Source organism: Paraburkholderia domus (assembly GCF_905220705.1).
Taxonomy (GTDB): Bacteria; Pseudomonadota; Gammaproteobacteria; order Burkholderiales; family Burkholderiaceae; genus Paraburkholderia; species Paraburkholderia domus.
Window position 1 is genome coordinate 23,544 of the sequence record NZ_CAJNAT010000039.1, and the last position, 20,703, is coordinate 44,246.

Below are 20,703 nucleotides of genomic sequence, written 5' to 3' on the forward strand. Positions count from 1 at the left end.
CCTCGCGGCACGCCGGCGCTACGGCTCCCCCGTTTAGACGTGGTGGTGCCCCGTGACCCGTTCCCAGCCATGACGCACGGCGAGCTTGAAGCGCTCCCACGTGCTGTCCGGCGAAGTAGTTTCCCAATGACGCCGGGCTTCCGGTTCGACGTCATCCCACGGCCTGTCGCGATAACGCGCGTCTTGACCGATCTCCGTACCGTAACGATAGGCCGGCACGTAATCTTCGTACCGCCCGTTTCCAGCCGCGTATTGCTCGTCGTAGTGCGCGCGGAAATCTTCTTCGTATTCCAGATACTCATTCGGAATCTGCTCACCTGAACCCGCAGTCGGCTGCCCCGCTTCGGAGACAACTTCCGATGGCCGCATGATCGCGCCTGAGCCTGGCATCGAACCGGCAGCGATCGCGTTGCGTTCCGCTTCGCTGACCAGCGGGTCGATGACAGGCTCGTCGACCGGGCCGAACACCGGCCGCTCAGCCGGCGGCGGGACGAACGGCTCGGCGTCAGTGCCCATGAGCGGTGACGGATAGAGTGGATCGGACGTGCTTGCAGGCCGAGTGGTTGAACTCGCCGTGGTTGCCTCGCGCGTTGCCACGCCGGGCGTCGCTACGCTCGATGTGTGCGGCGTGCCGGGCATCACGGCGCCGATGCCGAGTTCGTCGAGTATCGAATGATCGCGGCTCGATTCCGGCTGCGTATCCCAGTCGGGCGAACGCTCGCCGATGTCGGTTGCGCCCAGCCTCGTCAATGTATTGCGAGCGAGTTCCGCGTGCGATTCGCTTGCCGCGCTGACACAGACCAGTACGGCGCCGCGTCGCACGGCTTCGGCGTAGCGAGTCGTTTCCGGCGGGCGGGAGCCTGTCGCGAACAGACTCGAAAGAAAGCGCTCGATGTTGGCCAGTATGCCGGAGTTGGCAACCTCATCGGTTGCGGAGCCAACGGAGGGTTCCGGATTCGCCTGCAACTCGATCGTTTCGCGTGCAAAACCGGTCTGTACAAGCGTGTTGCGCGCGGCTTCTGCTTGAGAATAAGTGTCGAATAAACCAATCACGATGTGTCGCATGGCTGTCTCCCGGCGTATTTCGGTGGAATGGACGGCGCAAGAACGCGTCGGCCTCCTTCCCTGAAAAAACGCCGCAACGATCATGCCGGGCGGCCACGATCTAGCCGCACGCCCGCTACGGCCTGTCTGCGCCGATCTGGCCACGCACGGACCGTGGCATACCGCTGCGCGCTTTTACAACCGCCGGTAATTGGCGGCGACGCTGAAAAGGCCGGCTTTAGCCAGCTGGATGCGCCGCCGCAGACGGGTCCGTGCCCGCATGCGCCAGGTCGTGCTGGACCGCTTGCAGGAGCTTTTCCAGCAATGCGATATCGAAAGGTTTGGACAGCACTCGCACGTCCACATGCCGCGCACGGTCGAGTTCTTCCGCGTAGCCGGTGACCAGAATGACCGGCAGCCTGGTGTCGAAAGCCAGCACGGCTTCGGCCAGATCAATGCCGTTCATCGTGCCGGGCATGTGGATATCCGACAACACCAGATCGAACGGCAGCGGCTCGCCGGTGCGTGCCTGCCTGGCGTGGGCGTCGTCGAACAGGCGCAGCGCGGTATCGGCGTTGAACACACACGTGACCTGGTGGCCCATCATCTGCAACAGAGCCTCGGTGCCGGCGGAGACTTCGTCGTTGTCCTCGACCAGCAGAATCCGCAGCCCTTGCGGCGTGCCGCTTTCCTCGACGCCCGTTTCGGCCGGCAATTCGGCCTCGGGCGCGGCGGTGGCGCGCGGCAGATAGAGGCGCACGGAGGTGCCCGCGCCGATTGCGCTGTCGATCGCGGCGAGTCCGCCGGAGCGCTCGCAGAAGGCGAAAACCTGCGGCAGCCCGAGACCGGTGCCCATGCCTTTCGGCTTTGTCGTGAAAAGCGGTTCGAAGGCGCGCGCGAGCACTTCAGGCGGCATGCCGCCGCCGGTATCTTCGAGTGAGAGTTGCACGAAGTCGCCGGTCAACGGAAAACCGTCCTCATGGCGGAAATTGATATTGGCGCCCCGCACGGTGAAGCGCCCGCCATTGGGCATGGCGTCGCGCGCGTTCACGGCGATGTTGATCAGCGCCAGCTCGAGCTCGGCGACGTCGACACGCATCGGCCAGATATCGGCGCCGAGGTCGATCACCAGCGAAATTTTCGCACCGAGCGACGCGCGCAGCAGTTCGCGGCACGCCGGCAACCAGCGCTCGAGCGCCAGCGTCTCATTGCGCAACGGCTGCTTGCGCGCGACGCCGAGCAATTGCCGGGTGAGCGATTGGCCGCTCTTGAGAGCCCGCTCCATCGCTGACAATTCCCGGTCGAGCCCCGGCGCGCCGCGCCGCCGGGCGATCTGCAGGTTGGCGGAGACGATCATCAGCAGGTTGTTGAAATCGTGCGCGACGCTGCCGACCAGATTGCCGAGCGCCTCCATCTTGCGCGACTGGCGATACGCGGATTCGATCGAGCGGCGCATCGAGGCTTCGGCCTGCCAGCGCTCCCACGCTTCCTCTTCGGCACCGAGGCGCCGCAGCGACAGCCAGATCACGCACCACAGCACGATCGACGGCGTGAACATCGACAGGATCAGGACGCTCAGATGCCGGTACCAGGCGGCCCAGATCGCCGAGGTGCGATAGCTGCACGATACGTACACCGGATAGGCGCCGACGCGCCGGAACGCGAGGATGACATTGTCGTCGTCGATGTCGGAACGCATCCGTACGACGCCGGCCCTGCGCCCTTGCGCGAGCGCTTCGGCCAAAGGCGAATTCGGCGTCATCGCCGCCGGCTCGTGCGGGCGGCGTGGAAAGTGCGCGAGGATTGCGCCGTCGCTGCGTAGCAGGCTCATGGTCATCGGCGTACTGTCGTTGCCGCCGAGCAGTTCCCGATAGAACGCGTCGAAATAGCTGGGCCGCAGGGCCACCGAGACGACCCCGCCAAACGAGCCGTCTGCGGCGAGGCGCTCCACACCGGTGTTGAATACCTGCTCGCCCACCACATGCCCCGCCATCACCTTTGAGACATGCTCGAGGCCTTTGCCGTCGCGAATGCCGGTGAAATCCTCGCGATCGGCAATCGTCAAGGCCGGCGCGGGATAAAAACGGCTGGTGGCGAGCAGATCACCCCCATGGCCGAAAATCGAAACGGCCGCCACCTGAGGATACCCACCGCCCATGGTGCGCAGCTTCTCGTGAATCTCGCCTTCTTTAGCGCGAATGCCGTCGTCGTCCAGATTCTGTGTCAAATCGACGATGCGCGAGTCGAGCGTCTCGTTCATGTCGAACACCTTCAGCGCGTGTTCTTCCGCCACGCGCACGGTGCGCAGCGTTACGTCGGTCGCGTCGGCCATGCGCGCGCGCAGATCGTTGAACGCCATTGCCGCGACGTACACACACGGCAGCACGATCGCTGCAATCAGCAGCGCGATCAGCGTGATGCGCCGGACGTGGAAATTCTGTTCCGGCACGGCGGGGAACCGCGCCTCGTGCTGGGGGCTAGCGGGAAGGCGGCTCGCTTTGGACGGGTCGAACCGGTCTGGTGTCATGGTCGATAACGCTATGGTCGTTCGGGACGAAAGGGCCGGGAGTCGGCCACATACAAAAAGCATAGACATGTCGCGGCAGTACTGGTTACCGTCACACATGGTCGGCGCCTGATTTGTCTACTGTTTGAATCAGTGACGAATCGAGAAGCGCAAACGTACACAAAAGTATAAATGTAAAAGAAAACCTTCAAGATCTACCAAAATATTTTCAGAAATAGTGTCTATTGGGAAAATCTCTTTAACCAACGCGATATTGGTGTATTGCCTTTCCGCCGTTTTGCTTCGAAAATCGACGTAACTACAAATAATGTGTCCGCCATGCTCGGATGCATATGCCGCGAGGGCCGCCTGACAACGCGTACAACGCGTGACGGAAGGCGCTCGCGGAAACACGCGCGCGGCAAGGGGACCATCCTGATCCATGAAGCCGCGCGGATTCATCTACGGGGTAGGCTTCGAACATGCCGGTCATAGCCGTCGTCCACCGTGCTCGCACGCGTCCATGCGTGCTCACGGGTTCCGTCAAAAGCGCCTCGCCGCGCGCGCTCCCCGTTCGTCTGCAAGCTGTATTCTCGCAAGCCTCAGCCCGCTTTGCCGCTGGTCGACAGACCTCGCGCTAAAGAAATCGCCTCTGCCCGCCGTTAACGCGCTAGAGCTAATTCCGCTTACCGACCCGCCCCATGCCTTTGCCTATTGTGATCGCCGACGATTCGTTGCTTGCCCGCAAGGTGCTCACCAAAGCATTGCCGCCGGACTGGGATGTCGACGTGTCCTATGCAGCGAACGGGCGCGAAGCGCTCGGGCTGTATCGCGAAGGCAAAGCGTCGGTGATGTTCCTCGACCTGACGATGCCCGACATGACCGGCTATCAGGTGCTGGAAGCATTGCAGCACGAGGACCTGAACACTTTCGTCATCGTCGTCTCTGCCGATGTTCAGCCGATGGCCCAGTCGCGCGTGCGCGCGCTTGGCGCCGCCGCATTCATCGCCAAGCCCGTGACGCCCGAGGCGGTACTTCCCATCCTCAAGGAGTACGGGTTGTATGTCTGAGCCAGTCCTCAACGAAGACCAGCGCGACGCGCTGCAAGAGGTCGCCAATCTGGCGATGGGCCAGGCCGCGACGCGTCTCGCGCGCCTGCTCGATGCATTCATCGAATTGTCGGTGCCGCGCGTGAAGGTGGTGGCCGTGAGCGATGCGGCACAGGCGCTGCGCGAGATGACCGGGATCGAGGACACGGTGAGCGCGGTGCGCCAGGGTTTTCGCTCCGACATCAAGGGCGAAGCGCTGGTGATCTGCCGCAGCGACAGCATCGACAAGTTGTGTTCGCTCGTGAGCGATCCGTACTCGCGCTCGAGCTACGAGGCGGTGAGCCAGAAAGAACTCGTGTTCGACGTCGCGAACGTCCTGACGGGCGCGTGTGTCTCGTGCATTCTCGACCAGCTCGGCCGCACGCCGGTTTTCTCCGCGCCGGGCCTGCTCGGCGAAGCGATGACACTCGACGAAGTGTTCCAGCCCGGCGTGCTGCAATGGGAAGTCGCGCTGCTGGTCGAAGTCAATTTCGCGCTCGAGGACCAAAGCTTCCGCGCGCACCTCGTGATGCTGATGGCCGAAGAATCGATCCGGCATATGAACGAGGCGCTCGACGCGCTGTTGTCCAGCCTATGAATGTGCCCACGGACTCGTTGAGCGATCTGGTCGTCGAACGTGTCGGTTTCGGCATTTTCGTGCTCGATCGCGACATGAACGTGCTCATGTGGAACCGCTTCATGCAGGATCACAGCGGCTTGTCGCCGGAACAGATGGTCGGCAAATCGCTCTTTGCCCACTTTCCGGAACTGCCGCGCGTGTGGCTGTCACGCAAGATCGAAAGCGTGTTTCAGCTCGGCAGTTTCGCGTTCAGTTCGTGGGAGCAGCGCCCGTATCTCTTCAAGTTCGATCACGACCGGCCGATTACGGGTGGCGTCGATTTCATGCAGCAGGACTGCACATTCATGCCGCTGATGCGCGATCGCGAGGTGGTGGCCGTGTGCGTGACCATCTCGGACGTCACGCACGTCAGCATCGTGCAGCGCGAGCGTGAAGAGGCGGTCGCCAAGCTGCAGGAATACGCGGACCGCGACGGCCTCACGGGCATCGCCAACCGGCGTTTTTTCGAAGCGCGCCTGCGCGACGAGTTCACGCGCTGGCAGCGCTACGGCGGCGAGATGTCCGTGCTGCTGTTCGATCTCGATCACTTCAAGAAAATCAACGACCAGTTCGGCCACGGCGTCGGCGATACGGTGTTGCGCGTGATGGCGCAGCGGGTCGCCGAGGTGGTGCGGGTGCAGGACACCTTCGGGCGTTTCGGTGGCGAGGAGTTTGCCTTGCTGTTGCCATGCACGCCGCTCGAAGACGCAATGCGGGTGGCGGAAAAGATCCGCTGCACGATCGCCGACACGCCGGTCGAAGTGCAGGGCGCGGGCGTGCCGGTGACGGCCAGCGTCGGCGGCGCGGCGGCGCGCGTGGGCGTGCCGGCGTATGACGTGCTCATCAACGAAGCCGACGCGGCGCTGTATAGCGCGAAGCGGCAGGGACGCAACCGCTCGGTGGCTTTCTCCTGAGCCTTTCCCGCCAGGCCGCCGTACGGCGCACGTTACCCGCCTCCTCGCGCTCCGGCCCTCCTTCTGCCCCTTATTGACCCCAAAACTGCGGCATCTCACAAAGGTTGTTATACTTTTCGCCGTTTCCGGCATCCCTGCCGGGTGTTTCGCGCGTGTCCGCGCGCGCGGGCCGTTTGCCCCGCGCCTGTCTTGCGGGTAGGCATTAAAACTTCTTGAACGCCTTTCAGCGGGCGCCTCCAGCGGAGATCGTCTTGGCTGTTTCCAATCTTGTCGTGGACGAACCAGAAATCGACGCCGCTGCCGCTACGTCCGGCAGCTCGTTTTATCTCGCGATGCGCATCCTGCCGGCTGCGCAGCGCGACGCGATGTATCAGGTCTACGCTTTCTGCCGCGCTGTCGACGACATTGCCGACAGCGACATGCCGCGCGCCGAACGCGCCGCCGCGCTCGAGTGCTGGCGCGCCGACATCGATGCGTGCTACGCCGGCGCACCGCGTGCTTCCTTGCGCGCGCTGACGCGGCACATTCATACGTTTCACCTGCAACGCGAAGATTTTCACGCGATGATCGACGGCATGGCGATGGACGCCGCCGCCGACATCTGCGCGCCCGACGAGGTCACGCTCGACCTGTACTGCGATCGTGTCGCCAGCGCGGCGGGCCGCCTATCGGTGAGGATATTCGGGATGCAGGAAGAGCCGGGGCGTTTGCTCGCGCACCATCTGGGCCGCGCGCTGCAACTGACCAACATTCTGCGCGATATCGACGAAGACGCCGGTATCAACCGCTGCTACCTGCCGCACGAATTGCTGGCGCGCGAAGGCATCGCGGTGACGAGCCCGACGCAGATCGCCGACGATCCGTCGCTGCCGCGCGTCTGCGCGACGCTTGCCGAGCGTGCCAAGGAGCATTTCGCTGCCTCCGACGCGATCATGGACCGCGAGCCGCGCAACCATGTGCGTGCGCCGCGCATCATGTCGGGCGTCTATCGCGTGCTGCTCGATCGCACGCTCGAGCGCGGCTTCGACATTCCGCGGACGAAGGTCAGCAAGCCGAAACTGCGCCTGCTGTGGATCGTCGCGCGTTACGCGCTCTTCTGAGCTGATGCCAAAGCTCGTCCATGTGATCGGTGCCGGCCTCGCCGGCCTGGCTGCGGCGGTGCAATTGCAGCGCCGCGGCGCACAAGTCGTGTTGCATGAAGCGGGCCCCCTGGCAGGTGGCCGTTGCCGCTCGTATTACGACCCCAAGCTGGGCGCCACCATCGACAGCGGCAATCACATGGTGCTGTCCGGCAATTTCGCCACGCTCAACTATTTGCGCGCGATCGGCGCCGCCGACGAACTGGTCGGCCCGGCCCAGCCCGAGTATCCGTTCGTAGATCTGGCGACGCGGGCGCGCTGGACCGTGCGCCTGTCGCCGGGCCGTCTGCCCTGGTGGATCTTCGACTCGAACGCGCGCGTGCCGAATACCGGGCCGAGCGACTATCTGGCGCTTGCGCCGCTGCTGTTCGCCAAGCCCGGGCGCAGCGTGGCGCAGACCATGCGCTGCAATGGCCCGCTGTGGGACCGCCTGCTGCGGCCGCTGTTTCTCGCGATGCTCAATGTCGAGCCGCGTGAAGCGTCGGCGGAGCTCACGGGCGCGATGGTCAGGGAGACGCTCCTCGCCGGTGGTCTGGCATGCCGGCCTCTGGTGGCGCGCAACGGTCTGGGCAGCGCCTTTGTCGACCCGGCGCTGCGGTTGTTGCAGCACGGCGGCGCGGGCATCCGGCTCGGCGCGCGACTGAAGGACATGGAGTTTGCCGCCCCCGGCAGCGTTTCGGCACTGAATTTCGCCGACGAGCGCATCGCGATCGAAGCAAATCAGGCGGTGGTTCTCGCGGTGCCGCCGGAAATCGCACAGACGCTCGTGCCCGGTTTGCGCTCGCCGAATCGCTTCGCCGTGACCGTCAACGTGCATTTCGCGGTCGAGCCGCCGTTCGGGATGGCACCGATCACCGGGCTGCTCAATGCGACGGCCGATTGGCTGTTCGCCTTCGAGGGCCGCGTGTCGGTCACGATCAACGCCGCGGATCGCCTGCTCGACACACCGCATGAAGCGCTCGCGAAAACCATCTGGGCCGAAGTGGCTCAGGCCGCCAATTTGCCAGCCGAGCCGATGCCGGCCTGGCAGGTCGTGATGGAAAAACGCGCGACGTTTGCCGCGTTGCCGGACCAGGAAACGCTGCGCCCCGGCACGCGCACTCGCTGGAACAATTTGATGCTCGCGGGCGACTGGACGGCCACTGGCCTGCCCGCGACGATTGAAGGCGCGATCCGCTCCGGCCAGAAGGCCGCGGACACGTTGCTGAATCAACCGATGGAACGCCGATGAACGACTTATCTCAAGCCCAGCCGCTGGACGCCGTCCTGCCTGAATTCGCCGATGCGGCGCCGACTGTGTCGAGCGCTGCGCCGGTCGCCGCGCCGCAAGCGTCCGCCACGCCGCTCGACGCCGCGATTACGCGGGCGACCGATGCGATCCTCGCCGCGCAGAAGCCGGACGGCCACTGGGTCTACGAACTCGAAGCCGACGCGACGATTCCCGCCGAATATGTGCTCCTCGTCCACTATCTCGGCGAAACGCCGAACGTGGAACTAGAGCAGAAGATCGGCCGCTATCTGCGCCGCATCCAGCTGGCGGACGGCGGCTGGCCGCTTTTCACTGACGGCGCGCTCGACATCAGCGCCAGCGTGAAGGCGTACTTCGCACTGAAGATAATCGGCGACTCGCCGGATGCCGAGCACATGGTCCGCGCGCGCGAGGCGATTCTGGCGAATGGCGGCGCGGAAACGGTGAATGTGTTTACGCGGATTCTGCTGGCGCTGTTCGGCGTGGTGTCGTGGCGCGCCGTGCCGATGATGCCGGTGGAAATCATGCTGTTGCCGGTGTGGTTCCCGTTCCATCTATCGAAAGTGTCGTACTGGGCGCGCACGGTGATCGTGCCATTGCTGGTGCTGAACGCGAAGCGGCCGGTGGCGCGCAATCCGCGCCGTGTGCGTATCGACGAACTGTTCCGCGGCGCGCCGGTCAACACCGGCATGCGCGAGCGGGCGCCGCATCAGCATCTCGGCTGGTTCCGTTTTTTCCGCGGCGTAGACGTGATGCTGCGCATGATCGACGGCCTGTTCCCGAAGGTGACGCGCGAGCGTTCGGTGCGCGAGGCGCTGCGTTTCGTTGACGAGCGGCTGAATGGCGAAGACGGCCTCGGTGCGATTTTCCCGGCGATGGCCAACTCGGTGATGATGTACGACGTGCTCGGCTATCCGGCCGATCATCCGAACCGCGCAATCGCTCGTCAGTCGATCGAAAAGCTGCTCGTCATCAAGGATGACGAAGCATATTGCCAGCCATGCCTCTCGCCGGTGTGGGATACCTCGCTTGCGGCGCACGCGCTGCTTGAAACCGGCGAAGCGCATGCCGAGCAAGCGGCTGAACGCGGGCTCGCATGGCTGCGTCCGCTGCAGATTCTCGACGTGCGCGGCGACTGGATTTCGCGCCGTCCGAACGTGCGTCCTGGCGGCTGGGCGTTCCAGTACAACAACGCGCACTATCCGGACGTCGACGATACGGCCGTGGTGGCGATGGCGATGCAACGCTCGGCGGCGGTGACGCAATCGGATGTCGATCGCGAAGCCATTGCGCGCGCGCGCGAGTGGGTGGTCGGCATGCAGAGCAGCGATGGCGGCTGGGGCGCGTTCGAACCCGAAAACACCCAGTATTACCTGAACAACATTCCGTTCTCCGATCACGGCGCATTGCTCGATCCGCCGACCGCAGACGTGTCGGGCCGCTGTCTGTCGATGCTCGCGCAACTCGGCGAATTTCCGCAGGGCAGCGAACCGGCGCAACGCGCGTTCGATTACATGCTGAAGGAACAGGAATCGGACGGCAGCTGGTACGGCCGCTGGGGCCTGAACTACATCTACGGCACGTGGACCGCGCTGTGTTCGCTGAACGCCGCAGGCCTGCCGCACGACGACCCGCGCATGAAGCGCGGCGCGCAGTGGCTCCTGTCGATCCAGAACGAAGACGGCGGCTGGGGTGAGGGTGGTGAGAGCTACAAGCTCGACTATCGTGGTTACGAGCGCGCGCCGAGCACGGCTTCGCAAACCGCATGGGCGTTGATGGGCCTGATGGCGGCAGGCGAGGTGAATCACGAGGCGGTTGCGCGTGGCGTCGAGTATTTGCAGCGCGAACAGCGCGAGCACGGCCTGTGGGACGAAACGCGCTTCACGGCAACCGGTTTCCCGCGTGTGTTCTATCTGCGTTACCACGGCTATCGCAAGTTCTTCCCGTTGTGGGCGTTGGCGCGCTTCCGTCATCTGAAACGCAACGGGCTGACGCGCGTCGCGGTCGGGATGTAACGGATGGCGCTTTCGACAACGCCGTCAGCCGATGCCGCCCGCAGTACCTTGCCGGTGATCGTGGTGACGGGTATGGCGTTCGAAGCGCGCATCGCGCGCGGCGAGGGTGTCGAGGTGGTCTATGCGGCACGCGCCGATCTGCTGGAGCGGGCGTTGAGCGCAGCGGTCGCGCGCGGTTGTTCCGGGATCGTCAGTTTCGGGACGGCGGGTGGGTTGGCGCCCGACCTGGAGCCGGGCACGCTGATTGTCGGGGAGGCTGTCGTGGGGCCGTTTGGGCGGCTCGAGACTGATCGGTTATGGGCTGACAGGCTCGCAGCCGGGCTATCGATAGGGCCGCTGGCGGCGCGTTTGCGGCGTGGTCTGACGGCTGCCGTGACTGCGCCTTTAGTCTCTGCTGACGACAAGCGGGTGTTGCATCGCTCGACGGGCGCTTTGGCCGTCGACATGGAATCGCATATTGCCGGTGCGATGGCGGCCGCGCATGGTGTGCCGTTTGCGGTTTGTCGTGCGATTGTCGATCCGGCCTGGCGGACGTTGCCTTCCGCTGCTACCGCCGGCTTGCGGGATGATGGCACCACGGCTTTGGGGCCGATCTTGCGGGAGCTGCTGCGGCAGCCCTCTCAGCTCGGGGCGTTGATTCAGGTTGCCGTCGATGCGCGGGCGGCGCGGGTTTCGCTGGTGCAGGCGAGGCGTGCGATGGGGGAGGCTGGGGTTTTGCGGATGGCTACTGCCTGAAGGTGTGCCCTGACGGTGTTGGCCTTTCCTTGTTTTCTTAGTGGTTTATTAGCGTTGCCCCTGTGCGGGGCGGCACCTACTTTTCTTTGCCTGCTGCAAAGAAAAGTAGGCAAAAGAAAGCAGCTCAAACCGCTAACTCTTAAGCGGGTCCCCCGCGCAGTTGCGGTAGTGGTGCATCTGGAATCTGTGTTCTCGCACATTCCGCCCTGGTGACAAGGCTGTCATTCTTCCGGCGGCGCTCCGCGCGCCGAAGCGCTCTTCATCAAACCGCCTCCTTCGCTCAGACGCGCTATTCGTATTGATCGCCACCGTTTCCGTTTGCTGCGCTTCGGCGCGCCCCGGCGCGCTGTGCGCGCGTCGAGGCTCCTGACTCAAATCCCTTATTGCGTCGCCGGGACGGCTTCCTGCGGGTTCTTGCCCGTCGGCGCAGTTTGCGGTACCTGTGCCGGTGCCATTGCGCCCGATGCGGCCGCAGGTGCAGTTGCTGGGGCGCTCACTGTGTCGCCCTTCGGCATCACCGCCGGGGCGCCTGTGGCGCTTCCTGATGCCGCGTTCGGGGCTTCGGGTGCGTCGCCCGGGTCGGCGTAGTTCGGCAAACCTGCCGCTGCGCCTGAAGCACCCTTGGCGGGCGCGGCCGCGCCGGAGTCGTCCTGGTCCTCGTAGTTCGGGAGCGGCACGGCGTTTTCGCCCGTGCCGCGCAGGCGCGCTTTACGTTGCTGGGTATAGGCGTCGCGAACGAAGGAATACTTGTCGAGCGCTGCCTGCTGCAGTAGGTCGGATGCGCCAAGCAGGTCGGAACGTACGCTCACGAACTGCAACACGTACAGGGGATTGCGCACCGCCGGCTCGATGTAGTTCAACGGGTTGAACTTCACGTCCACGATCAATCCCATGCTGTCACGTACCGTGCTCGGACCAAACAGCGGCAAAACAAGGTACGGGCCCGACGGGACGCCCCAGTGGCCCAGCGTCAAGCCAAAATCCTGGTTGTGCTTCGGCAGGCCGGCCGGCGTCGCCCAGTCGAGCAGGCCGCCGAGTCCAAAGGTCGAGTTGAACGCGAAGCGCACGAGATCTTCGGTCGCGTCGGTGATCTTCAGTTGCAACAGATTGTTGGCGGCGTTGGTCAGGTCGCCCAGATTCGAGAAGAAGTTGCTCACCGCCGTTCGCAACGGCTGCGGCGTCACCTTCTGGTAACCCTTGGCGACCGGAACGGCGATGAAGCGGTCCACGCCGTCATTGAAACTGAAGATCGCGCGGTTTGCCGGCTCGAACGGGTCGCCCGGTTTGCGGTCGGGGCCGGTGGCGCAGCCAGCGATCAGACTGGTAGCCGCCAGCGCTAGCACGGTGGTTCGCATCTTCATACTTATATTCCTTTGTGCTTCGCGCGACGTGGCCGCGGCTTGCCCATCAGCACGGGTTGGAACACCACCGCGCCGATCAGGGTGCAAAACAACGAGAGCGCCAGCAAGCGTCCCATGCTCGACGTCCCCGGGTGGTGCGACAGCCAGAGGCTGCCGAACGCCGTCGCCGTGGTCGCCGCGCTGAACAACACGGCATGCGTAAGGCTCGACTGCAAAAGGCTGGTCTGGCCATGGCGCCAGGCCATGACAAAGTAGATCTTGAATGCTACGCCGACCCCCAGCATTAGGGGCAACGCAATGATGTTCGCAAAGTTCAGTGGCATACCAAACACCACGCATAACTCCAGCGTCACGAGGGCGGACACCAGCAGCGGAACCAGGGTGCGCAGCATATCGCTGAGCCGCCGCAACGCGATCCACAGCAGGATGGCAATCGACAGCAACGCGTAGCCGGCAGCCTGCAGGAACGCCTTGATGATCGTGTCGGCGGAATTGAGGATCGAAATCGGGCCGCCGATCGCGTCCGGTTCGGCCTTCTTCACCGCGTGGACAAAGCGGGCGAGCGTCGCGTCGTCGTTCGGATCAGCACCGGCTTTTATCCTCGGTGCGATGTCCACGAGCGCGCGGCCGTCCTTGGAAACCCAGTTCGTGTATATCTCCTTGGGCAGGTTGTCGCGAGTAATCTCGGTCGGCTGCAGCAAATCCGCCAGTTGCTTCAGCGCAATACGCAGCGGCTCGGACATCGCGGTTTCGGCGCGGTCGCGTGTGGCAGCGTCGGCGGCGGCCAGTTTTTGCAGCGTCGCGGACAGATGCTGGGCTTCGGCGGCGCCTGGTCCCGGGTGGTCGTCGGCGGCGAGCGAGAGCTGGTTCGATGCGCGCTTCAACGCGGCAACGCGTACCGTGTCCGTGGCTTGAGGCGAGGGCTGTTGCTGCAACGCGGGCAAGAGTTGCTGCGCGGCGCTCGCAATCAGCATCAGCTTTTGCTGCTGCTCGGTCGGAACGAAGGTGTCCAGCGTGGTCACGCGGCCCACCTCCGGCAGCGCGCGCAGACGCGCGGCCGTCTTGTCCGCATCGGCGAGCGTGGGCGCCAGCACATTCACGTTGTTGACCGCCGCTTCCGGCGAATCCTTCAACGACAACAGCGTCGCCATCGATTCCGTGTGCGGGTCCTTCAGATGCAGCGGGTTGAAGTCGAAGCGCAAATGCGTGAGCAATGGGGTGGCGCCGAGCACGACGATGAGCGTGCCGATCAGGACCGGCTTGCGGTTGCGATCGAGGAAATCGTCGACAGGGGCGAGCTGCTTGAAGCCCGGCGAAGTGGGTTCGCTCCGCGGTCTGAAGACTTTCAGCAGCGCCGGCAGCAGCGACATGTTGGTGAAGTACGCGACGAACATGCCGACGCCGGCGATCTCACCCAATTCCGACACGCCGCGGTAAGCCGTTGGCAGGAAGGAGAAGAAGCTCAGCGCGACCGCCACGGCCGCGAGGGTCAGCGGCACGCCGATGCTGTGCGCCGTATGCATGAGGGCCGCGGAAATACGCTCGTCGCGATTGCGCTCCTCACGATATTTGACGCCGAACTGCACGCCGAAATCGACCCCGAGCCCGACGAACAGCACCATGAAGGCGACCGAAATCATGTTGAGCGCGCCGACCATCATCAAGCCGAGTGCCGCAGTGATCGCGAGTCCGACGAACAGCGTGATGAACACGGCGACGATCATGCGGCCCGAGCGCAGCGCCAGCCACAGAATGACCAGCACGACGATGAAGGTGCCGATGCCGTTGAGCACTGCACCGTCCTGGACCGACGCGAATTCTTCGTCCGCGAGGGGCTGTTGACCCGTCAGGCGGACCGTGGCGCCATAGCGCGTATCGAGGTGCAGCGAAGCGGCGGTGTCGCGGATCGCTTTGGACGCGGTCGCACCGGGCTCCAGCGCGTCGTAGTTCACGACCGGCTGCACCGTGACAAAGGCGCGCGCCGGATCCGTGGCGGCGCCCTTGTCGACCAGGGCACGCCACGAGAACGCCGCCGGCTGGCCGGCCAGCACGCGGTCGAACGTGGTCGCGCTTTGCGACAACAGATGGCTCATGTCGGCCAGCTTCACCTGACCGAGCTGCAATGGCAGCAACAGGCTCGTGGTGAGCGTGCCGGCGAGGCCAGTCAGGCTCGGATCGTGCGCGAGTGCATTGACGAGCGGACGGGACTGGACGAGCTGCGAGGTGGTCGACAGGACCTCATCGGTTGACGGGAACAACAGACCATTGTGTTCGAAGAACGGCCCGCCGGCGGGCTGCGAGACGGCAATGAACTCCTTCGGATCGGCTTTGAGCGCGGCCGTCAGGGCATTGGCGGCCGCGTCGGCGAATTCCGGGGCACGGGCTTCGACCACCACCAGCACGGTGTCACCGCGATGCGGGAAGGCCGTGTCCATGGCATGTTCGAGCGACGACCATTGCTTGTCGGTCTCGACCAGACGGCTGATATCCGTGTTGATCTTGAAGTTATGGGCTACATAGATGCCGCTCAAAACGGCGAGCACGAGCGACACGGCGATGATCCGAAACGGATGACGCACCGAATAGGCAACGAGACGGACAATAGATGACTTCAACATGTAGGCGGAGAGGGCCTTATCGCGGGTGGCGTTTTTAACGAAAGTGCACAAGTATACAGAGCCGGAGCGGTTCGACTCCACTTCGCTAGCAAGGACGGCTCCCGGGCGGTGGTGAAGGGGTGGGAACGCAATATCGGTATACTGGTCTATCCTGCTTTCGCTGCGGGCTCGTTAGCCTGCCGGCGCTTACTTTTTTGGGGTTTGGCGAGCGTATGAAACGTTATCTGTCTGCTTTTCTGGCCGCGGCCGTGGTGTCCACTGCGGTCTATGCGCAAAGCGCGCCGGATGCGGTGGTGAAGAGTGCCGTCGAAGGCACGGTTGCCGCGATGAAGGCTGATCCGCAGGCACGCGGCGGCGATATGGCGAAGATTACGGAGCTGGTCCAAACGCGATTTGTCCCGGCGACCGATTTTCAGCGGACCACGCGGATCGCGGTAGGTAAGGCATGGAGTACGGCGACCCCCGAGCAGCAGAAGCAACTCTATGAACAGTTTACGTTGCTGCTGGTGCGCACGTACGCAGCCTCGCTGTCGCAGTTGCGCGATCAGGATGTGAAATTCAAATTCCTACCGGCCAGCGCGTCAGCCGGCGACAAGGACACGGTCGTGCAGTCGCACGTGATCAGCAATGGCGGCGACGATGCCATCGATTACCGGATGACCAAGGGCGCCAACGGCTGGAAGATTTACGACATCAACATGATGGGCGCCTGGCTGATTCAGGTGTACCAGACGCAGTTTGCTGACCAGCTAGCCAAAGGCGGCGTTGATGGTTTGATCAAGTTCCTGACCGCGCACAACGCACGAAGCGCAGGCTGAAGTTACGCAAAAACGAAAAAGCGCGGTGGCCTGATGGCCACCGCGCTTTTTTTTACACATCCACATCACAGGGCGGACAAAACCGCCCCTGGCACAGCTTAGTGTGCGGAAGCGGAAGCCGCCGTCTGCACCTTCTTGCCCGTACCAGCACGCCCAATTTCTTCGAGCTTGATCTCGACGTGGCGCGAGAACACGTACTCAGCCGGACGCTGCTTATCCAAAGCAATATCCTTGGTGAAAGCACCGGAAGTCTTCGGGCCGCGCAGGCTAACCTTCAACGCCTTCAACGGATGCGCCACCGTATCCATCACGGCAGTCGCTTCAAAGCCGCAGTGCACCATGCAATCCGCGCACTTCTCGTAGTTGCCCGTACCGTACTTTTCCCACTCCGTGGTTTCCATCAATTCCTTGAAGGTCTTCACGTAGCCTTCGCCGACCAGGTAGCACGGCTTCTGCCAGCCGAACACCGTCCGCGCCGGGTTGCCCCAAGGCGTGCACTCGTACGTCTGATTGCCGGCCAGGAAGTCGAGGAACATGCCCGACTGGCTGAACGACCAGTTCTTGCCGTTGTTGCCGCGCTTGAAAATCTCGCGGAACAGATGTTTGGTCTTGTCGCGGTTCAGGAAGTGCTGCTGATCCGGCGCGCGTTCGTACGCGTAGCCCGGCGAGACGGTGATGCCGTCCACGCCCATCGGGCCCAGCGTGTCGAAGAATGCAGCGACGCGTTCCGGCACGGCGTCGTTGAACAACGTGCAGTTGATGTTCACGCGGAAACCGCGGCGCTTCGCTTCCTTGATCGCGGCGACAGCCTTGTCGTACACGCCTTCCTGCGACACCGAGTGATCGTGCGCCTGCTGGTCGCCGTCCAGGTGAACCGACCAGACGAAGTACGGATTCGGCTCGTAGTCGTCCATCTTCTTTTCCATCAGCAACGCATTCGTGCACAGATACACGAACTTCTTGCGTGCGATGATGCCCTTCACGATCTGCGGCATTTCCTTGTGCAAAAGCGGCTCGCCGCCTGCAATCGAAACGACCGGTGCGCCGCATTCGTCGACTGCGCCGAGGCATTCTTCGAGCGACAGACGCTGATTCAGGATGGGATCCGGATAATCGATCTTGCCGCAGCCATTGCAGGCGAGATTGCAGCGGAACAGCGGCTCCAGCATCAATGCGAGCGGGTAGCGTTTGTTACCAGAGAAATGCTGACGCATGATGTAAGCGCCGACCCGGACTTTCTGTAGCAGCGGAATAGACAAGACGTCCTCCTTAAACTTCGCGTGCAGCGAGTGGTTGCATCAATTTCGATGGCAACTTGAATTCGACTTTCTCTTCACGGCCCGCCATCGTCGTGACACTGACAGGCCCCAATGCGCGCAGCGCATCGATTACGTTCTTCACCATCTCTTCCGGTGCCGAAGCACCGGCCGTGATGCCGACAGTCTGCACGTTCGCAAACCACTCCGGCTTCACTTCCGAACCGTCGGCGACGAGATAGCTCGCCACGCCGGTTTCGCTGCCTATTTCGCGCAGCCGGTTCGAGTTCGAACTGTTGGTTGCGCCGACCACGAGCAGCACCTCGACCTCTTTGCTCAGTTCGCGCACCGCCGCCTGGCGGTTTTGCGTCGCGTAGCAGATGTCGCGCGTGTCAGGACCGACGATGTCGGTGAAACGGCGCAGCAAGGCGTCGATAATGCCCCGCGTGTCGTCGACCGACAGCGTGGTCTGCGTGACGTACGCGAGCGGCGTATCGAGCGGCAGGTCCAGATGCGCGACTTCGGCTTCGCTCTGCACCAGCAGCACCTTGCCCGGAATCTGGCCGATCGTGCCTTCCACTTCCGGATGGCCTGCATGGCCGATCAGGATCAGGGTACGGCCCGCAGCCACATACTGGCGCCCTTGCACGTGAACTTTGGTGACGAGCGGGCAGGTCGCGTCAAGTACGTCGAGGCCACGTTGTTCCGCGTCACGCTCGACGGTCTGCGCGACACCATGCGCGCTGAAAATCGCCACGGCGCCTTGCGGCACCTCGTCGAGCTCTTCGACAAAGCGCGCGCCTTTCTGGCGCAGGTTGTCCACCACGTGGCGATTGTGAACAATCTCGTGGCGAACATACACGGGCGCGCCGTGTTGCTGTAACGCGCGATCGACGATTTCGATTGCGCGAACAACACCCGCACAAAAGCCGCGGGGCTGAGCAAGGATGACTCGCATAAATTGGCGAACTCCGACTGACGCGGGTTTCGAAGAAGTCGGTAATTATGACTTTATCGCCGCGACCATCTATTTAGTTGACGTCTTGAGCCCCGGCGCCGAGCCGGTACAGCAAAACCAAACGCGCATTCTAACGCTATCAGGCGGGCTTTGCTTTGGTGCACCCGCCAAGGTGTTGGGCTGCCGCTGCAGCACGTATTCGGTGTCCGGCGCCGCATCCGTGGCGCGTGCGGCAACAATTGCACACTGCACCGGTTTGGCGGAACCCTTAAACTACGTGGTCCTGCGGCGCACGTTTGCGGCCGCATTACAGAAAGGTTTCGAGGCTCGCTGGATGGACGTCGATCAATACGAAAATTTTCCGGTCGCGAGCGTGCTGCTGCCAAAGGCGCTGCGCGCGCCTATCGGCATTATCTATCAGGTTGTCCGCACCGCCGCCGACATCGCCGATGAAGGCGACTGGAGCCCGGCCGAACGGCATGCCCGGCTCGCCGACTTCCGCGCCGGCCTCGACGCGGTAGCGGAGCGGCGCGCGGCGCCGGTGCACCCGCTCCTGTTCGGCAAGCTCGCCAGCGTGGTCGCCCAGTATAAACTGCCGCTCGCGCCGTTCTACGATCTGCTCCATGCATGCGGTCAGGACATCGACACCAGCCGTTACGCGGACCGGGCCGCGCTGCTCGACTATTGCCGCCACTCTGCAAGCCCGATCGGGCATCTGATGCTGCATCTGGTAGGGGCTGCCACGCCGGAGAATCTCGCCGATGCCGACGCAATCTGCACGGCCTCGCAACTGATCAGCTTCTGGCAGGACGTCGCCGCCGACTGGAAAAAAGACCGCCTGTATCTGCCTCTCGCGGACCTGCGGCGGTTCAATGTGACCGAGGCGCAGATCGCGAGAGGCATAGTCGACGATGCCTGGACGAAGCTGATGGCCTACGAAATTTCGTTCGTCCGGGCCACGCTGGTGCGCGGCGCGCCGCTCGCATTGCGTATCCCGGGGCGCTTGGGCGTCGAGCTGTGCGGCGCCATCCACGGCGGCCTGCGCATCCTCGAGCGGATCGAAAAGGCCGGCTACGACGTGTTTCGCGAGCGGCCGGTGCTCAACACTTTTGACTGGTGCGTCGTCGCGGTACGCACTGTGGTGATGCGCCTGTCGCGGCGCGTCGGCGTGCAAGCGGGTTCACTTGAGGGTAATGCTTAATGGCGGTGGTTCTGTTTCTCCTGTCGTGTCTGTCCCTGCTGATCTGGTGCGTGTTGCTGTTCGCGCGCGGCGGTTTCTGGCGGGCGCGTCCCGCCACGCCGCTCACCCTCGAAGCGCGCGAAACATGGCCGGCAGTCGCCGCCGTGGTGCCGGCACGCAATGAAGTCGATGTGATCGCTCAAGCGGTGACCACCTTGCTCGAGCAGGACTATCCGGGCGAATTCCACGTCATCGTCGTCGACGACCACAGCACCGACGGCACCGCCGACGCCGCCCGCGCCGCCGCGTTGCAACTGCAATGCCCGGATCGCCTGACGGTGCTGAGCGCGAAGCCGCTGCCGCCGGGCTGGTCCGGCAAGGTGTGGGCGCAGTCGCAAGGTATCGAGGCGGTGCGCACGCTTGGCCTGCCGGCCGATTTCCTGCTGCTGACCGATGCCGACATCGGCCATCCCGCCGACGCCGTCGTGCAACTCGTCGCCCGTGCGGATGCGGAAAAGCGCGACCTCGTCTCGCTGATGGTCCGTCTGCGCTGCGATTCGTTCTGGGAAAAGGCGCTGATTCCGGCCTTCGTCTTCTTCTTCGCCAAGCTGTATCCGTTCTCGTGGGTCAACAACCCGCGCAACCGCACGGCCGCGGCGGCGGGCGGCTGCATGCTGGTCCGGCGCAGCGCGCTCGAAGAAGCGGGTGGCATCGAGTCGATTCGCGCCGAGCTGATCGACGATTGCAGCCTCGCCGCGCGGATCAAGCATCGCGGCACGGGGCGTCATCCGATTCGTCTGGATGTGGCGGCGCGCAGCGTGTCGCTGCGTCCTTACGATAGCTGGCGTGAGATCTGGAACATGATCGCGCGCACGGCCTTTACGCAGTTGCGTTACTCGCCGTTTCTGCTGGCGGGCACGCTGTTGGGCATGACGATCATCTACCTGGTGCCGCCGGTGGCTGCGCTGGTGCTCGGTCCCCTGGGCTGGCCCGCGTGGCTTGCCTGGGCGCTCATGTGCTGCGCGTATGCGCCGATGCTCAGCTATTACCGCCGCTCGCCGCTGTGGGCGCCGTTTCTGCCGCTGGTCGCGCTGTTCTATGTCGGCGCGACGGTTGCGTCGGCGGTGCGCTACTGGCGCGGCAAGGGTGGTCAATGGAAGGCGCGGGTGCAGGCGCCGGTGCAGGAGCGCTGAGACGCGGCCG

Annotated in this window: 17 protein-coding genes; 10 read left to right on the forward strand and 7 right to left on the reverse strand. The window is 63.8% G+C overall.

The window, feature by feature from the left end; genetic code table 11:
• Nucleotides 1-33 precede the first annotated feature (33 nt).
• The 3 genes from KHO31_RS35115 to KHO31_RS35125 all read right to left on the reverse strand — a co-directional run bounded on the left by KHO31_RS35115 (nucleotide 34) and on the right by KHO31_RS35125 (nucleotide 3,994).
• A complete protein-coding gene (locus KHO31_RS35115; protein WP_201107730.1) occupies nucleotides 34-1,065 on the reverse strand; it encodes a hypothetical protein in 1,032 nt (343 codons plus the stop codon).
• A gap of 217 nt (nucleotides 1,066-1,282) precedes the next feature.
• Nucleotides 1,283-3,571 carry a hybrid sensor histidine kinase/response regulator gene (locus KHO31_RS35120; RefSeq protein ID WP_201086858.1) on the reverse strand — a complete coding sequence of 763 codons (2,289 nt, stop codon included), beginning with the start codon at nucleotides 3,569-3,571 and terminating at the stop codon, nucleotides 1,283-1,285.
• A 129-nt stretch (nucleotides 3,572-3,700) separates the two neighbouring features.
• Complete coding sequence (locus KHO31_RS35125; RefSeq protein WP_211625470.1) at nucleotides 3,701-3,994, reverse strand: hypothetical protein; 294 nt, start codon at nucleotides 3,992-3,994, stop codon at nucleotides 3,701-3,703.
• Between the two features lie 257 nt (nucleotides 3,995-4,251).
• Here KHO31_RS35125 and KHO31_RS35130 point away from each other — a divergent pair, with 257 nt between their 5' ends.
• The 7 genes from KHO31_RS35130 to KHO31_RS35160 all read left to right on the forward strand — a co-directional run bounded on the left by KHO31_RS35130 (nucleotide 4,252) and on the right by KHO31_RS35160 (nucleotide 11,309).
• Nucleotides 4,252-4,620, forward strand: a complete 369-nt coding sequence (locus KHO31_RS35130) for a response regulator (RefSeq protein ID WP_169486305.1) — start codon at nucleotides 4,252-4,254, stop codon at nucleotides 4,618-4,620.
• A complete protein-coding gene (locus KHO31_RS35135) occupies nucleotides 4,613-5,236 on the forward strand; it encodes a chemotaxis protein CheC (protein ID WP_201083586.1) in 624 nt (207 codons plus the stop codon). The genes KHO31_RS35130 and KHO31_RS35135 overlap by 8 nt, the downstream gene beginning before the upstream one ends.
• On the forward strand, nucleotides 5,233-6,171 hold the full coding sequence (locus KHO31_RS35140) for a sensor domain-containing diguanylate cyclase (RefSeq protein WP_201083581.1): 939 nt from the start codon (nucleotides 5,233-5,235) through the stop codon (nucleotides 6,169-6,171). Before KHO31_RS35135 ends, KHO31_RS35140 begins: the two co-directional genes overlap by 4 nt.
• A gap of 251 nt (nucleotides 6,172-6,422) precedes the next feature.
• The gene (hpnD, locus tag KHO31_RS35145) at nucleotides 6,423-7,271 is read left to right on the forward strand and encodes a presqualene diphosphate synthase HpnD (RefSeq protein WP_211625472.1); all 849 of its coding nucleotides are present in this window, start codon (nucleotides 6,423-6,425) and stop codon (nucleotides 7,269-7,271) included.
• A gap of 4 nt (nucleotides 7,272-7,275) precedes the next feature.
• Nucleotides 7,276-8,541, forward strand: a complete 1,266-nt coding sequence (gene hpnE, locus KHO31_RS35150) for a hydroxysqualene dehydroxylase HpnE (RefSeq protein ID WP_211625474.1) — start codon at nucleotides 7,276-7,278, stop codon at nucleotides 8,539-8,541.
• Nucleotides 8,538-10,574 (forward strand): squalene--hopene cyclase, encoded by a 2,037-nt coding sequence (gene shc, locus KHO31_RS35155; RefSeq protein WP_211625476.1) that lies wholly within the window; start codon nucleotides 8,538-8,540, stop codon nucleotides 10,572-10,574. The genes hpnE and shc overlap by 4 nt, the downstream gene beginning before the upstream one ends.
• A gap of 3 nt (nucleotides 10,575-10,577) precedes the next feature.
• The gene (locus tag KHO31_RS35160; RefSeq protein ID WP_211625478.1) at nucleotides 10,578-11,309 is read left to right on the forward strand and encodes a phosphorylase; all 732 of its coding nucleotides are present in this window, start codon (nucleotides 10,578-10,580) and stop codon (nucleotides 11,307-11,309) included.
• Between the two features lie 380 nt (nucleotides 11,310-11,689).
• On the opposite strand, the gene KHO31_RS35165 is transcribed toward KHO31_RS35160, so the two are convergent.
• Together KHO31_RS35165 and hpnN are read right to left on the reverse strand one after the other, a co-directional pair.
• Nucleotides 11,690-12,670: an MlaA family lipoprotein gene (locus tag KHO31_RS35165; protein WP_201086854.1), complete on the reverse strand. Its 981-nt coding sequence runs from the start codon at nucleotides 12,668-12,670 to the stop codon at nucleotides 11,690-11,692.
• A 2-nt stretch (nucleotides 12,671-12,672) separates the two neighbouring features.
• Nucleotides 12,673-15,288: a hopanoid transporter HpnN gene (gene hpnN, locus KHO31_RS35170; RefSeq protein ID WP_211625480.1), complete on the reverse strand. Its 2,616-nt coding sequence runs from the start codon at nucleotides 15,286-15,288 to the stop codon at nucleotides 12,673-12,675.
• A 212-nt stretch (nucleotides 15,289-15,500) separates the two neighbouring features.
• Between hpnN and KHO31_RS35175 the strand changes: the two genes are divergently transcribed.
• Nucleotides 15,501-16,106, forward strand: a complete 606-nt coding sequence (locus KHO31_RS35175) for an MlaC/ttg2D family ABC transporter substrate-binding protein (protein WP_201083542.1) — start codon at nucleotides 15,501-15,503, stop codon at nucleotides 16,104-16,106.
• Between the two features lie 98 nt (nucleotides 16,107-16,204).
• On the opposite strand, the gene hpnH is transcribed toward KHO31_RS35175, so the two are convergent.
• Both hpnH and ispH read right to left on the reverse strand, forming a co-directional pair.
• Nucleotides 16,205-17,365, reverse strand: a complete 1,161-nt coding sequence (gene hpnH / locus KHO31_RS35180) for an adenosyl-hopene transferase HpnH (protein ID WP_201083540.1) — start codon at nucleotides 17,363-17,365, stop codon at nucleotides 16,205-16,207.
• Nucleotides 17,366-17,375: 10 nt separating this feature from the next.
• Nucleotides 17,376-18,320 (reverse strand): 4-hydroxy-3-methylbut-2-enyl diphosphate reductase, encoded by a 945-nt coding sequence (ispH, locus tag KHO31_RS35185; protein ID WP_201083533.1) that lies wholly within the window; start codon nucleotides 18,318-18,320, stop codon nucleotides 17,376-17,378.
• Nucleotides 18,321-18,654: 334 nt separating this feature from the next.
• On the opposite strand from ispH, the gene hpnC reads away from it, so the two are divergent.
• Together hpnC and KHO31_RS35195 are read left to right on the forward strand one after the other, a co-directional pair.
• Complete coding sequence (gene hpnC / locus KHO31_RS35190) at nucleotides 18,655-19,521, forward strand: squalene synthase HpnC (protein WP_201083650.1); 867 nt, start codon at nucleotides 18,655-18,657, stop codon at nucleotides 19,519-19,521.
• Nucleotides 19,521-20,693, forward strand: coding sequence for a glycosyltransferase (locus KHO31_RS35195; RefSeq protein ID WP_201086852.1), 1,173 nt, complete (start codon nucleotides 19,521-19,523; stop codon nucleotides 20,691-20,693). The genes hpnC and KHO31_RS35195 overlap by 1 nt, the downstream gene beginning before the upstream one ends.
• Nucleotides 20,694-20,703 lie beyond the last annotated feature (10 nt).